Genomic DNA, 14641 nt, shown 5'->3' with positions numbered 1-14641 from the left:
ATATCCCCCTTTACTGGTTCATCACTCTTCGAATACTATATATCCCATTTATTTTTTTGATTTTTTGCATAACATTCTCAAGATGCTGTTTATTATTGATCTCTAGTATCATATCTATAACAGCGACTCCGTCTTTAGTTGTGCGTGCATTAATTGCGTCAATATTTGTTTTCATATCGCTGACTAAATTTATCACTTCAGAAAGTATGCCCGGCCTATCATGGGCAGATGCCTGAATCTCTACTGGATATGAAGTTTCTTCAAATCCTTCCCATTTAACATCTATCAGCCTATCTTTATCGAAATCTCCCCTTGCTACATTCTTACAGTCTTGCCTATGAATAGAAACGCCTCTGCCTCGCGTGATATATCCTACAATTTTATCCCCCGGAACGGGATTGCAGCAACGTGAAAATTTCACCAAGAGATTATCAACGCCATCTATCTTTATTCCATGGTCCACATTCTTTTTCTTTTTAGCTTTTGTGTCAACTTTTTCGATAATTGTCTCTTGCTTAAGCTTTGTGCTTTTCTTATATTCCTCAAGGATTTTTTGAAGTATTTGTTTTGTCGTAACAGCTCCATAACCGATAGCAGCATACATATCATCAATGTTAGCAAAACTCATTTTCTTTAATAAATTGTTCATAAAGTCAAGTTTCATCAGCTGGTAAATATCGTAACCTTGTCGGCGGCCTTCTTTTTCAAGCATATCCTTTCCTCTGGCAATGTTTTCTTCCCGCCGTTCTTTCTTAAACCACTGCCGTATTTTGTTTTTTGCCTGAGGTGATTTTACTATATTTAACCAGTCCCGGCTAGGTCCCGGACTATGGCTTGATGTAATAATCTCAACTATATCACCGTTAGCTAGCTTATAATCGAGGGGAACCATCTTTTCATTTACTTTGGCTCCCACACACTTATTGCCAATATCAGTATGAATCCTGTAGGCAAAGTCTATAGGGCAAGAGCCCATGGGCAAGTCTATAACATCTCCTTTGGGAGTAAATACATAAACTTCATCAGTGAAAAGATCGATTTTTAAGTTTTCCATAAAGTCTTTTGCATCGCGAAGTTCCCGCTGCCAGTCTAGTATTTCTCTGAGCCATGACAGTTTTTGTTCAAAATCACTGCTATCCTTTCCACCTTCTTTATATCTCCAGTGAGCCGCAATTCCATATTCAGCAGTCTTGTGCATTTCATATGTTCTGATTTGTATTTCAAGAGGGTCTCCGGAAGAATCTATCACTGTGGTATGAAGCGATTGATACATATTAGGTTTTGGCATTGCTATATAATCCTTAAATCTTCCGGGTATAGGTTTCCAAAGGCTGTGAACAACGCCTAATGCACCATAGCAGTCTTTGACAGTATCAACTATCACCCTGACAGCAGTTAGATCATAAATCTGTTCAAAGGTTTTGTTTTGGTCTTTCATTTTCTTGTATATGCTGTAAAAATGCTTTGGACGCCCTTGTATATCAGCTTCTATCCCGGCAGCCGAAAGTTTTTCTTTTAAAATGGCTATCATTTCGTTAATATGCTTTTCACGTTCTTGTCGCTTTTTTGCAACTTTTTCTACAAGTTCATAGTATTTTTCAGGTTCCAGATATCTAAAAGCCAAGTCTTCCAATTCCCATTTTATTGCAGATATTCCAAGACGGTGCGCAAGAGGTGCAAAAATCTCAAGGGTCTCCATTGCCTTTTCTTTTTGCTTATCTTCCGGCATTGATTTTAATGTTCTCATGTTATGCAATCTATCTGCCAGTTTAATAAGGATTATACGGATATCTTTAGCCATGGCGAAAAACATTTTTCTTAAATTTTCTGCCTGCTGTTCCTCTTTTGTTTTATACTCAAGTTTTCCAAGTTTTGTTACACCGTCTACTAATGTCGCAATTTCGGAGCCGAAATTCTTTTCAATATCTTCTATCGTATAACTGGTATCTTCCACTACATCATGAAGCAGGCCGGCAGCAATAGTGGGAACGTCCAGCTCTAAATCCGCTAAAATCTTAGCAACGCCTAATGGATGAGAAATAAACAGTTCACCTGAAACTCTGCGCTGCTCACCATGTGCTTCTTTTGCGAATTCATAAGCTTTTCGGACTATATTAATGTCAGCTGACGGACTATAAGACAAAATCTGTTTTTCTAGCGAATCAAAATTCAAATACTTTCCCTCCGGCTAACTTAAATATTTTACGAGAGAGAATACATCATAATTTTGCAATACATTCCTGCCGCCTAATTCTGTCAATTCTATCACAACTGCCACCGCCACAACTTTTCCGCCTACTCTTTCTACAAGATCTATGTTAGATAAAGCTGTGCCACCGGTAGCCAGCAAATCATCAGCAACTATTACCCTTTGGCCGGGTTTTATTGCATCTTCGTGCATTTGGATAATATCTGTTCCATATTCCAACTTATATTCAGCGTTTAGGGTTTTTGCCGGAAGTTTACCGTTTTTTCTTGTGGGTACAAAACCGGCCCCAAGTTCATACGCCAGAGGAGCACCTATAATGAATCCGCGGGCTTCCGGTCCCACTACAATATCAGCATTTTTATCTTTTACCAAATCCGCTAGAGACTTTATTACGAATTTAAATGCTTCTCCATCTTTGATAAGGGTTGTAATATCTTTGAAACTAATCCCCTTCTGGGGAAAATCTTCAATTACTCTAATTTTTCCTTTTAAATCCATTCAATTTCCTCCATATTTTCAGATAAAAGGCTTATAATTTACTATAAAAATCTATAATACTTTTTTTAAGTAAATAAAGATTCATATATGTATCGGAAAACTCTAATTGAATTTTTCTGCCGTTTTTCTTGTAATCTAAGATGTGCATATAGTTGCCGTCGATCTTGTAGCGAATAATGTCCATCTCTTGAAAAACTTTTAATACATTTAACAGGTAAGCTTTATTAAAATCTATCTTTAATTGCTTTTTAAGAATGTCTTCCAGTAAATTAAGATCCAATAAATTATTAGAACCGTTTAAAAAAAGCCTTGATAGCACTTGATAAATTATTTTTAGCTCATCAATCGTCGGGAAAATTCGCCTGCATACAAGATAATTATAACGCAAATCCTCTTTATTAAACAGTAGGTGTATTTTTGCATCAGGCAAGATTTGCGCAAGCTGCTTTTTGAATATATTTTCATTAAAAGGAGCATCATAAAAAACAATGTTATCACAGCATGCTTTGCCACAGTCAAAAGCAGGATTTATAGCAATGATATTGTCGCTAAGGATTTTCGGCAGTTCCGAGTCAATATTGTACACTATTTCAAACTCATTGTAACTTATATCATCGCATTCTTGAAGTTGTTTTGCAAATTCCCAGGCTTTATAGGGTGTATTTATAATTATTGCTGTTTTTTGTTTTGGATCAAGCACTGATTTTATATAGTCAATTTTAGCTTTTGGATTCTCGCCGGGTAAAATAAATTTATTTTTATATATGTCATTAGGGACTTGCCTATCATTTTTATTTAGATATGTTAAATAAGAATTAAAGTTTGCATAATATTTGTTTTCTATTTTAATGAGCAGTTCATCTCTGAAAAACGGAACCTTTAGATCTTTTATATTAAGCTGAGGCTCAACATTGCCATTCCATCGGTTTACTTCTAAAAAGAATGCTATATCCATTATGGAAGCCATGTCTAAATCTTCTTTATACCCTCCAAAATTAAAGCCAATTGCTTCAATATTGTTTTCCCGGCTCTTAAGGCGCAGCTTCAGATGCTTAAAGTCGCTGCCTACCGTTCTTGATGTCTGAATTTGTAAATTCTTGCATGCAAATACCGGTTTTGTGTTTCCGTAACCGAAGGGCTCCATTAGTTCAAGTTGCTTAGCAAGTTCAAGACTTATGTCATCTTGATTAAGCTCCAAATCAATATTGAGTATAGGCTCTGTTATAAGCTCAATATCCTTTATATTAAAGCGACGGTTCAATTCATCTGTTAGTTTACGAATGTTCTCTGTTTTTATAGTAAGGCCAACGGCCTGTTCATGTCCTCCGAATTTCATAAAAAGATCGGAGAATTCGCTTAGTGCTTCAAAAAGATTAAACCCCGGAATGCTTCTTCCGGAACCGCGCCCCTCACCATTGTTTTCAGATATAACTATGCACGGTCTCTTGTATAATTCAACTAACTTTGAAGCGACAGTACCTACGACGCCAGGGTGCCAGTTAGAGTTTGAGATTACTATAATACTGGACTTGTCTGCAAGATTCTCTTTTTCTATAATTACTTTAGCTTCATCGAAAATCTTGACTTCAATTGCCTGTCTTTCTTGATTGATTTTTTCAAGAGATGATGAAAGTTCATATGCTTTAGCTTCATCTTTGCACAATAAAAGTTCTAATGCAGTTTCCGGGTTTCCTATTCTCCCTGCCGCATTCAATCTCGGAGCTATCAGATAGCCGATTTTTCCAGTGTCTAAAGCGGCATTGTTCAATCCCATTTGTGTCAGCATTGCTTTAAGGCCATTGTTAGTTGGGTTTTCCAGATAGGCAAGACCGTTCTTAACTATTATCCGGTTTTCATCTAAAAGAGGCACTACATCAGCTATTGTTCCAACAGCTGCAAGTTCTAGGAATTCCTTTTCAAGGGCTGCATCATTTATCTTAAATGCACATGCAAGTTTAAGTGCAACTCCTACGCCTGCCAATTCTTTAAATGGGTAGTTGCAGTCTCTTTGTTTTGGATTTACTATTGCAACAGCATTGGGTATATTTTGCGAAGGTTCATGATGGTCGGTAATGACAATATCAAGACCTAATTTTTTTGCAAATTCTACTTCTTCCGCCGCACTTATGCCGTTGTCTACTGTTATAATAAGTTTTGCTCCTGTGTCGGCTATTGTTTGTATGGCATCTGTGTTAAGCCCATACCCTTCATCTAATCTTGACGGTATATAATACTCAGGCAAGGCACCTAATTTTTCCAACAATTTTATAACTATCGCACAGCTTGTTATGCCATCTGCATCATAGTCTCCATACACCACGATTTTCTCTTTATTTAAAATCGCTTTCTTAATCCGCTCTACGGCTTTATCAATATCTTTTAAAAGCATCGGATCGTATAAATACGAAAGTTTCGGGTATATATATCGCTGAATCTGCTCCTGTGTAATTATGCCTCGTTTTTTCAGTAATTGTAGAATTACAGGATGAAGATTGTTCTCTGCTATATCAACTTCTTCTTTCGTACCTATTTCCCATTTATAATTGCCATTAATCATTGTATCCTCCGATTTTTTTGACCGAGATGTTCTCTTGTTCTATAAATAGCTGTATGCACAACTATAATTATAAACTAATCTGATTTTTATATCAATGAAAATGAAAAATACCCGCCGGTTGACCGTGGATATTTTCCCTTTGAATCTTTAACAATTTCTTACTTTCAAGAATACCTCCATAAATTTTATGGAGGTATTCTTGAATAAAACTATTTTGCTTTCTTAGCTTCCTTTTTTATTACTTCTAAATCTTTGTAGTATCCGCAATTAGGACATACCCTATGAGGCATTTTCGGCTGCCGGCAGCGAGGACATTCTGAAATTGCCGGTAAAGATAATTTCCATTGGCTTCTTCTAGAACCTGTTTTGGCTTTAGGGGTTTTATGTTTTGGATTGGCCATTGCTATAACACCTCCTCGCTATCTGCTGTCTATCAGCTTTTTTAAAACTGCAAGTCTTGGATCTATATCCTCTGTTTCGCAACTGCATGCGCCTAAATTTAAATTTGCACCGCATTTAGGGCAAAGCCCTTTGCAATCAGGTTTACACAAAATTTGGCTAGGACAATTTAAAATAATTTCACTTACTATCTGGGGATAAAGTTCTATTTCCTCACCTTTGAACGCAAAAATATCATCCGTTTCGGCTAAGATATCACTAAATTTAAACAAAAACTCCATTCCAAACTTGACCGGTGTCGGAGCGAGGCATCGTGAGCACAAACCGACTGCAGAAACCTCAATATGGCCCTCTGCTTGAAATATTCTATCGCCAAGATTCTCGATTTTTCCAGTTACTTGCACAGGACCTACTTTAGTAATATTCTCATGTGAAAGATCAATATTCATCTTTTCCTGGGTGAATGCAAATTCAGCCGTACTTCCAACCACATGTTTCATTCCTACCAAACTTAATTTCACAAAATTCACCTCAAAAGCATCCTGTTGTGATAGCAATAAAGAAATGCAGTCGGTCTTATTATATATTTACAGCAAGTCTGTGTCAAGCGTTTTTGACTAAAGACATTGTATCTAATGCTATCATAAGTTCTTCATTTGTTGGAACAACAAGGGTTTTTACTTTTGCATCGTCTGATGAGATATCTCCTTGTTTACCCCGCACAGTTGTATTATTTTTATTTTCATCAATACTTATGCCAAGATAATCCATTTCACTGCATATCATTTTCCTTACAGTATTCGAATTTTCTCCAATTCCTCCGGTAAATACGATAGCATCTAGGCCGTTCATAGCAGCAGCGTAGGAGCCTATATATTTCTTGCATTGATAAGCAAACATGTCAAGAGCAAGTTTTGCTCGCTCATTGCCGTTATCTGCGGCTTCCTCCAAATCTCTAAAGTCGCTACTTACCCCTGAAATTCCATAAACGCCGCATTCTTTATTCAAGTAGTCGTTTACTTCATCCGGAGAGAGCCCTTCCTTTTCCATTATAAACGGTACAATTGCGGGATCTATACTGCCGCAACGAGTTCCCATTACAACGCCCTCTAAGGGAGTAAAGCCCATGCTGTTGTCAATTGATTTACCATTTTTTATGGCTGTTATACTTGAACCATTGCCAAGGTGCAGCGTTATAATCTTTAAATTCACAAGAGGTTTACCTAGTATTTTCGCAGCTTCCCCTGCTACAAAGCAGTGAGATGTTCCATGAAAACCATATCTTCTTATAGCGTATTTTTCATACATCTTATAAGGAAGGCCATACATATAGGCATACTTGGGCATTGTTTGATGAAAAGCCGTGTCAAACACGCCTACCGTGGGAATGTCAGGTAACATTTCACGCACCGCTTCAATACCGATGATATTTGGTGGGTTGTGTAGCGGAGCTATTTCAATGCACTCATTTAAAACTTCCATAACATCCGAATTAATTATTACTGAACCCGAAAATTTCTCTGCACCATGCACAACGCGATGACCAACTGCTGATATTTCGCAAAGATCATCGATAACACCATAATCTTTATTTATCAACGCATCCAGCATTAACTTTACTGCAACTTTATGGTCTGGAATATTCTCCTCTATTTTCACAGTTTCTTTTCCTTGCGGAGTATGTTTGAGCATTCCGCTTTCAAGGCCTATTCTTTCGACCAAACCTTTTGCAAGAACAGAATTGTCCTCCATATTAAACAGCTGATATTTTAGCGATGAACTTCCGCAGTTAATAACAAGAATTTTCAATTTAATTGTCTCCTCCTTTTGTGCTTTCAAATTACTGAGTCGCCTGCAGGCATGTTATTGCAACTACATTTACTATATCATCAGCATTGCAGCCTCTTGATAAATCGTTTATAGGGGCAGCCAATCCTTGGCTTATCGGTCCTATAGCAGTAGCTTTGGCAAGTCTTTGCACTAGTTTATATCCGATATTACCCGCATTAAGATCAGGGAATATTAGAACATTTGCCCTACCTGCCACTTGGCTGTCGGGTGCTTTTAACTTGGCAACTTGCGGAACTAAAGCGGCATCCGCTTGAAGCTCTCCGTCTGCAAGAAGGTCAGGAGCTTGTTGCTTAAGTATCTTTGTAGCCTCTACAACTTTATCTACTAATTCATTTTGTGCGCTTCCTTTTGTAGAAAATGACAGCATTGCTATACGCGGCTCATCTTCCATTAGAGATTTCCATGTATTGGCAGTGGAAATAGCAATGCTTGCCAACTGTTCTGAATCAGGATTTGGATTTATTGCACAATCTGCAAAAAGAATATGGCCTGCTGAGCCTAACTCACAATTTGGCACTATCATCATAAAGGCGCTAGATACCACACTGATGCCGGGTGCAGTTTTAACTATTTGAAATGCCGGCCTGAAAATATCTGATGTGGCTGTTATAGCTCCCCCTACCATTCCGTCAACATCACCATTTTTAACCATTAAAACTCCATACCATATAGGATCTTCTACCAGTTCTCTCGCCTTATCCAAAGTCATGCCTTTGTTTTTACGCAATTCATACAATAGATTTGCATACTCTTCGGATTTAGGCGATGTTTTAGGATTGAGAATTTGAACTCCCAAGGATTCCAGCTTACTTGAAGCTTCTAAATTTTCCTTTTCTGCCAGTACCACAACCTTTGCAATTTTTTCTCTTGCAATAATTTCTGCTGCACTAATAACCCTTTCATCGCTTCCTTCAGGCAGCACTATTGTCTTTTGTGAAGCTTTTGCCCGCTCCCTTATCTTTTTAATAAAATCCATACTAAATACTCCTCCCTTTATCTATCACTTAAATATTTTTAATATATTTTTAGCTTTGCGGTCTCATAAAACCTTGTTAATTATAACACAATATCTGCTGAAAGTTTAAGCAAAGTTCTAATACCTGGCAATAAAAATGTGTTCAACTTTAGTAATTGTTCTATAGCAAAACTGAAATTTCCTTCTTAAAAGTTTTTTATTTTTGTTATATAATAAACAAAAGTAATTATGAGGGGCGTAGCCAATTGAATGTTGTTGGAATCGTGTCAGAATATAACCCTTTTCACAATGGTCACTTATATCAATTAGACATGATTAAAAAATCCCTGAGGCCAGATGCTATAATAACTGTCATGAGCGGAAACTTCGTGCAGCGCGGACAGCCAGCTGTCTTTGACAAATGGGCACGGGCCGAAATGGCTCTTGCTCAAGGAATAGATCTCGTAATTGAGCTGCCTGTTTGTTTTTCGACTGCAACAGCCGAAATTTTTGCAGAAAGTGCCGTAAGATTGCTGCAAAGCTGTAAAATTGTAAATACATTAAGTTTCGGTGTTGAAGATTGTGATACTAAAAAATTAGTACAGTTAGGAGAAACTCTATCCGCAGAACCTAAACTTTTTAAACAATTTATAAATGAATATCTCAAAAGCGGTTTATCGTTTCCGGCAGCTAGAGAAAAGGCATTGATAAAATATGCTTTAGCAGAAGATTTGAATCTAGACATAGATTCAGCGTCCATGCTACTTAAAAAACCAAATTATATTTTGGCAATAGAGTATATAAAAGCTATTAATAAGCTTAGAGCGGATTTTTCAATCTTTCCTGTTGCAAGAAAAGGTTCGGATTATAACAATAAAAGCCTTACAGGAAAATATTCCAGTGCATCAGCTATAAGAGAAGCCCTATCAAAGGAAACCGCTTTTTTGACAAGTGAAATTGCAGAAAGCCTTCCTGTTTCTACGGTTGAAATTATAGAGCGAGAAATAAAATCAGGTCGTTCTCCTGTTTTTTTAAGCGACTTTGAAGATATTATTTTTTATAACTTGCGGAGAATGACTGCAAAAGAACTCAAAAATTATTTCGATGTTGAAGAAGGCCTTGAAAATAGAATAAAAAAAGCTGCCAAAGTTTGCGGAAATCTTAAGCAGCTTATTTTACAAATAAGGTCAAAACGTTATCCATTAACTCGCATTCAAAGAATACTTATTCACTCAATGTTGGATATTCCTCAAAGCATGGTTTCAAAGCGATCCCCGGAATATCTAAGGATACTCGGATTTACTTCAAAAGGTGCTCACTTGCTAAAAGATATAAAAGCAAAGGCTGCACTGCCTATAATTACCCGTGCATCTGAGTATAAGAAACTAAACCCTTTAGCAAGAGCAATGTTCGAAAAAGACATACTTGCAACGGATATTTATGTTCTGGCCCACGAGAATGCTTCGTTTAGAAAAGCAGTCTCCGACTTTTCTAGGAAAGTTATCTACTTTAATTCTTTTAGGTAATTTAGCATATCATCAAGGGTGCTTACTGGGACAATTTCTATATCCAAGCCTTTTGCCGCTTTTTTTGCATCTTCTGCATTATTTACAGGAACAAAGAATATCTGTGCTCCATCCCGGGCGGCTGCTCGCACTTTTTGTTTTGCGCCGCCTATTTCACCAATCTGCTCGTCAAGACTTATAGTGCCCGTCCCAGCAATTTTTTTGCCCTTCGTCAGATCTTCTTTCGAAAGTTGGTTTAGAATTTCAAGTGTCAGCATACTACCGGCAGAAGGCCCGCCAATATCACCCGTATCAATTTCTATCTTCAGTGGCAAATTTGGTTTCCAATTTAGCGTAGTTATATATATACCCACTATGGCTTTCCCTTTTTCTGTCTTGCTCTCAATTGTGGGTATAGAAACGGTTATAGTCTTGCCTTCTCTTACAATTTCGAATTTAACTATATCGCCGACTTTATGGCTCGAAACCTTTTTTACGACCTCATCGGCTAAATTTACCTTTTCGCCATCCACCTTTATTATTACGTCTTGGGGCATTAATTTTCCATTTGCTGGACTTTCTGGCATTATTTCTACCACTTGGGCTCCATCGCCTAAAATCTGAGGGTTATAACCTGCTTTCCTAAGTGCTACCACTTCTGCTATTTTTTGGCTTTCTTCCATCCATCTTTTCATATATTCCATATACTGATTAATATCCCAGCCAGCAGGTATTACATCTTCTTTCCTTTCAATATCAGTGTAAGGGTCTATTGCAGCATATATAAAAAGTGGTATATTGAGAGTTCTGCTTGATACTGCTGTTAAAAAAATAGAGCCTTCTTTGTGCTTTATTCCATTTTCAACAGTTACGATTTCTTTCAAATCAACAGTTATTCCCGGCGCCATTATTGTATAATTCTGAGCTAAATAGTAATTTATACCTAATAGTATTACAATTAACGCCAAAAATTGCAGTAGCTTTTTTTTATGCTTGCCAGACATTGTCCTACCTTCTTTTCTGATTGTATTATTAAATATTACTAACAAATTATTTTGCTTTATTTAATTCGTCTCTTCCTCTTTTTAATGTTTCAAGCAATTCTTCAAGATATTTTTGTGCATTTTCTAATACTTCATCAGCATATTCATTGGCACCGGTGCGCAAATCGCGAGCAGTCTGCTTAGTATAAGCTAAGATTTGTTCGGATTTTTCTCTGGCAAGTCTGGTTATTTCATTTTCATCTACCATTTTTTCAATTGTTGTTTCAGCTTCTTTTACTATTAAGTCTCCTTGCTGTTTCGCTTCAGACAAAATTCGCTGCTCTTCTTCAAGCACTCTTTTAGCATCTTTTAGATCTTCAGGTATATTGCGCACAATTTCATCGATTAAGTTTAATGCCTGTTCTTTATTTATTATTACCTTATTAGAGAATGGAACTTTTGGACTATCCATTATTAAATTCTGAAGCTGCTCTATAGCTTGAAAACATTTCATGGAAAAACCCCCTTCAAGGTTTTTACTTTTTGTTGTCAATTTTAAATTTATCCTTTAAGCGTTTTTCAACTAATGGCGGCACAACAGTTGCTACACATCCGCCAAAACTTGCAACTTCTTTTACAACACTTGAACTTAAATATGAATATTTGCTGCTCGTCATAATAAAAATCGTCTCTATGTGTTCATCTAATTTCTTATTCATAAGAGCCATTTGAAGCTCATATTCAAAATCAGAAACAGCCCTAAGCCCCTTTACTATTACATCTGCTTTTTTTAGTCTTGCAAAATCTATTAGCAAACCGGAAAAAGTGTCAATTTCAACGTTCGGCATGTTCTTTACTGATTCCTGAATCATCTCAATTCTTTCTTCGACAGTAAAAAGCGGCGTTTTTCTTGGGTTTGACAGCACTGCTACGATTAATCTGTCAAATAATTTTGCGCTTCTTTCTATTATGTCAACATGGCCATATGTAATTGGGTCAAAACTTCCTGGGTATATACCTATTTTCAATTCTGTCACTCCCTAATCAAAAATGTCAGCATTGACTTGCCATATTTTTTGCGTTTATAGCATAAAAAACCATCAGTATTAAATAGTTCGTCTTCCGCGTGTTGAATCACTATGATGGATTTTAGCGGCTCAAAATCTCGTAAGATCGTTAATATTGGTTCTATTTTGTTTTTCGAATAAGGGGGATCCATGAATATTATGTCAAATTCTTCGCCTTGCTTTAGCAGATTTTTTAGGGCAGACTCTGCATCATCCCTAATTATCCTGGATTTTTCGGTAAGAGCTAGATTCTCAAGATTTTGTTTAATTATCAAGCAAGCCTCAAGGGATTTTTCAACAAAAATCGCACTTTCTGATCCACGACTTAGCGCCTCGATTCCTACTGCTCCGGTTCCTGCAAACAAGTCTAAAAAACGACTTCCCGCAATCTTGCCGCCCAATATATCAAATAACGCTTCTCTTACAATATCCGCTGTAGGTCTTGTATTTTTCCCTTTTAGCGATTTAATCTTTCTTCCTTTATGCATGCCGCCAATAACTCTCACTCTTTAAGCACCTCAGACCTCTTTAAGCATTATTCTAACACATTATTTAATGATTTAAAACAAAATATTAGTTAATTGCATCCTTTGCCTTATTTTCGAGTAATTCCTTGAGATTTTTATATTCTGGGAGCTGAAGATAATTTTTCTGCAATATTTCGCTAGCTAATTTTTGAGTAGTTTCAAGGATATCTGTGTTTTCAACAAAGCTTGCAAACTTGAACTCAAAAAATCCATGTTGTCTTATGCCTAAAAATTCTCCGGGTCCTCTCATTTCCAAATCTTTTTGCGAAATTTCAAAGCCATCTTGACATTTCATTAAAAACTTCAACCTCGTTAGAGCCTCAGGTTGGCTAGAGGCAGTCATTAAAATGCAATAAGATTTCAACGAACTTCTACCAACTCGACCGCGCAATTGATGAAGCTGGGCTAAACCAAATCTTTCTGCATTTTCTACAATAATAAGCGTAGCATCAGGAACGTCTATCCCTACCTCTACAACTGTAGTTGCTACAAGGGCCTGAATTTCCTTTCTTAAAAAGCGGCCTAATATATCATCTTTTTCGTCTTGTTTCATTTTACCATGGAGAATTCCTATCTTTAGGCTTGGATAATTTTCTTTTAACCAAGCTGCATGTTCCTCTACATTTGCCACATCCAGTTCATTTTCTTCCACTGCAGGACATACAACATAAACCAAATGGCCTTTTTTTATTTCTAAAGCCGCAAAATCATATACCTTTTTTCTCATAGAATCTTGGACTACATAAGTATCGACCTTTTGCCTGCCTTTTGGGAGAGTGTCTATAATAGAAATGTCCAGATCTCCATAAAGCGCCATAGCAGCAGTACGCGGTATAGGAGTTGCGCTCATAACTATTACATCCGGAGAATAACCTTTTTTCACCAAATTCTCCCTTTGTTTTACTCCAAATCTATGCTGTTCATCTGTAATGATCATTCCTAATTTTTTAAACATCACATCTTCTTCTAAAATAGCATGTGTACCCACTAAAACATCTATACTACCGTTTTTAAGTTGCGATAAAATCTTTTTTCTCTCCTTGCCGGCAAGCCCTCCTTTTAATATTTCAACATTTACTCCATGAGGCTTGAGAAACTTTTTCAATGTATTATAATGCTGATCGGCTAAAATCTCAGTAGGAGCCATCATTGCGCCTTGAAGACCATTTTTTGCCGCAAGATACAAAGCTGCACATGCTATGATAGTTTTTCCTGAGCCTACATCTCCTTGCACCAGTCTGCTCATAACATTTTTGCTTCGCAAATCTTCCACTATCTCTTCTAAAACCTTTTTTTGGCCGGATGTAAGTGAAAAAGGAAGGGACGATAAGAAAGGTGTCAATTCAAGGTTCTTATATATATTTTTGCGCTTTTCAGCTTTTACGCAGTATCTGGATAAACCGGCAGATAGTTGAAATAACAGCAATTCCTCAAAAACAAATCTTTGTCTTGCCTTTTCAAGCATATTAAAGCTTTGTGGAAAATGTATGTTTTTTATAGCTTCTTTAAGGGAAAGTAAATTATATTCTTTGATAATATCTTCAGGCAATGTATCCTCTATACTCGATACAACTTCCAATGCATTTTTTACGATGCTTCTTAAAAAATTTTGGGATACACCTTTGGTCAAAGGATAGATAGGGCGAATTTTTTCAAGTTTTTCGCCCTGTTTTATTTCTTCAAACTTTATCCATTCAGGAGCAGAAATTTCATATGTTCCGAAATTTTTTCTTATTTTTCCTATAAGTATTAGCTTTTGATGAGGGTAAAAGCTTCTTTCAATAAACGGCTGATTAAAAAACACAGCATAGCCTTTATTTTGGCCATCACTAACCGGCACTTTCGTAATGTAAAGGCCGGAGTTTGTTTTTGTAGTTGCAGCTCTTCCTGTTACAACACAGGGAAAGGCTCCTGTTTTATCTTCTGCTCCCTGTTTAAACGTTAGTGGTGACATATCCAGGTAATCCCTGGGAAAATAAAACAGCACATCTTTAATGGTATATATGTCTAGCTTAGAAAGTTGTTTTGCCCGCGCAGGACCAACACCTTTGATATTCTGAACATTAGAGTTTAAATCCAATCAATCACAC

Annotated in this window: 13 protein-coding genes; 1 reads left to right on the top strand and 12 read right to left on the bottom strand. The window is 36.8% G+C overall.

What is annotated here, in order from left to right; all coding sequences use genetic code 11:
- Positions 1–10: 10 nt before the first annotated feature.
- The 7 genes from TSYNT_RS10605 to pta all read right to left on the bottom strand — a co-directional run bounded on the left by TSYNT_RS10605 (position 11) and on the right by pta (position 8490).
- Positions 11–2173 (bottom strand): RelA/SpoT family protein, encoded by a 2163-nt coding sequence (locus TSYNT_RS10605; RefSeq protein ID WP_059033865.1) that lies wholly within the window; start codon positions 2171–2173, stop codon positions 11–13.
- A 15-nt stretch (positions 2174–2188) separates the two neighbouring features.
- Positions 2189–2707: an adenine phosphoribosyltransferase gene (locus TSYNT_RS10600; protein ID WP_059033863.1), complete on the bottom strand. Its 519-nt coding sequence runs from the start codon at positions 2705–2707 to the stop codon at positions 2189–2191.
- Positions 2708–2738: 31 nt separating this feature from the next.
- Positions 2739–5264: a single-stranded-DNA-specific exonuclease RecJ gene (recJ, locus tag TSYNT_RS10595; protein WP_238142711.1), complete on the bottom strand. Its 2526-nt coding sequence runs from the start codon at positions 5262–5264 to the stop codon at positions 2739–2741.
- Between the two features lie 209 nt (positions 5265–5473).
- Positions 5474–5665, bottom strand: coding sequence for a 50S ribosomal protein L32 (gene rpmF / locus TSYNT_RS10590; protein ID WP_059033860.1), 192 nt, complete (start codon positions 5663–5665; stop codon positions 5474–5476).
- 18 nt (positions 5666–5683) lie between these two features.
- On the bottom strand, positions 5684–6193 hold the full coding sequence (locus tag TSYNT_RS10585; RefSeq protein ID WP_238142710.1) for a YceD family protein: 510 nt from the start codon (positions 6191–6193) through the stop codon (positions 5684–5686).
- 73 nt (positions 6194–6266) lie between these two features.
- On the bottom strand, positions 6267–7472 hold the full coding sequence (locus TSYNT_RS10580; protein ID WP_059033858.1) for an acetate/propionate family kinase: 1206 nt from the start codon (positions 7470–7472) through the stop codon (positions 6267–6269).
- Positions 7473–7503: 31 nt separating this feature from the next.
- Positions 7504–8490 (bottom strand): phosphate acetyltransferase, encoded by a 987-nt coding sequence (pta, locus tag TSYNT_RS10575; RefSeq protein WP_059033857.1) that lies wholly within the window; start codon positions 8488–8490, stop codon positions 7504–7506.
- Between the two features lie 245 nt (positions 8491–8735).
- Between pta and TSYNT_RS10570 the strand changes: the two genes are divergently transcribed.
- Positions 8736–9995 (top strand): nucleotidyltransferase, encoded by a 1260-nt coding sequence (locus tag TSYNT_RS10570; protein WP_059033854.1) that lies wholly within the window; start codon positions 8736–8738, stop codon positions 9993–9995.
- On the opposite strand, the gene TSYNT_RS10565 is transcribed toward TSYNT_RS10570, so the two are convergent.
- From TSYNT_RS10565 to recG, 5 genes are all read right to left on the bottom strand, one after another.
- Complete coding sequence (locus TSYNT_RS10565) at positions 9974–10978, bottom strand: YlbL family protein (RefSeq protein WP_083497744.1); 1005 nt, start codon at positions 10976–10978, stop codon at positions 9974–9976. The two genes, TSYNT_RS10570 and TSYNT_RS10565, sit on opposite strands and share 22 nt — an antisense overlap.
- A gap of 46 nt (positions 10979–11024) precedes the next feature.
- Positions 11025–11471: a hypothetical protein gene (locus TSYNT_RS10560; protein WP_059033849.1), complete on the bottom strand. Its 447-nt coding sequence runs from the start codon at positions 11469–11471 to the stop codon at positions 11025–11027.
- 22 nt (positions 11472–11493) lie between these two features.
- Positions 11494–11985 carry a pantetheine-phosphate adenylyltransferase gene (coaD, locus tag TSYNT_RS10555; protein ID WP_059033847.1) on the bottom strand — a complete coding sequence of 164 codons (492 nt, stop codon included), beginning with the start codon at positions 11983–11985 and terminating at the stop codon, positions 11494–11496.
- Positions 11986–11990: 5 nt separating this feature from the next.
- A complete protein-coding gene (gene rsmD / locus TSYNT_RS10550; protein ID WP_059033846.1) occupies positions 11991–12530 on the bottom strand; it encodes a 16S rRNA (guanine(966)-N(2))-methyltransferase RsmD in 540 nt (179 codons plus the stop codon).
- A gap of 67 nt (positions 12531–12597) precedes the next feature.
- A complete protein-coding gene (gene recG / locus TSYNT_RS10545; protein ID WP_059033844.1) occupies positions 12598–14631 on the bottom strand; it encodes an ATP-dependent DNA helicase RecG in 2034 nt (677 codons plus the stop codon).
- Positions 14632–14641: the final 10 nt, after the last annotated feature.

The organism is Tepidanaerobacter syntrophicus (assembly GCF_001485475.2).
GTDB lineage: Bacteria > Bacillota > Thermosediminibacteria > Thermosediminibacterales > Tepidanaerobacteraceae > Tepidanaerobacter > Tepidanaerobacter syntrophicus.
This window is presented reverse-complemented; position numbering and strand designations above follow the sequence as displayed.

Excerpts from the sequence above, each read along its gene's own strand:
- TSYNT_RS10600 (WP_059033863.1), bottom strand. The coding sequence starts at position 2,707 with ATGGATTTAAAAGGAAAAATTAGAGTAATTGAAGATTTTCCCCAGAAG.
- pta (WP_059033857.1), bottom strand. The coding sequence starts at position 8,490 with ATGGATTTTATTAAAAAGATAAGGGAGCGGGCAAAAGCTTCACAAAAG.
- TSYNT_RS10560 (WP_059033849.1), bottom strand. The coding sequence starts at position 11,471 with ATGAAATGTTTTCAAGCTATAGAGCAGCTTCAGAATTTAATAATGGAT.
- rpmF (WP_059033860.1), bottom strand. The coding sequence starts at position 5,665 with ATGGCCAATCCAAAACATAAAACCCCTAAAGCCAAAACAGGTTCTAGA.
- recJ (WP_238142711.1), bottom strand. The coding sequence starts at position 5,264 with ATGATTAATGGCAATTATAAATGGGAAATAGGTACGAAAGAAGAAGTT.
- TSYNT_RS10565 (WP_083497744.1), bottom strand. The coding sequence starts at position 10,978 with ATGTCTGGCAAGCATAAAAAAAAGCTACTGCAATTTTTGGCGTTAATT.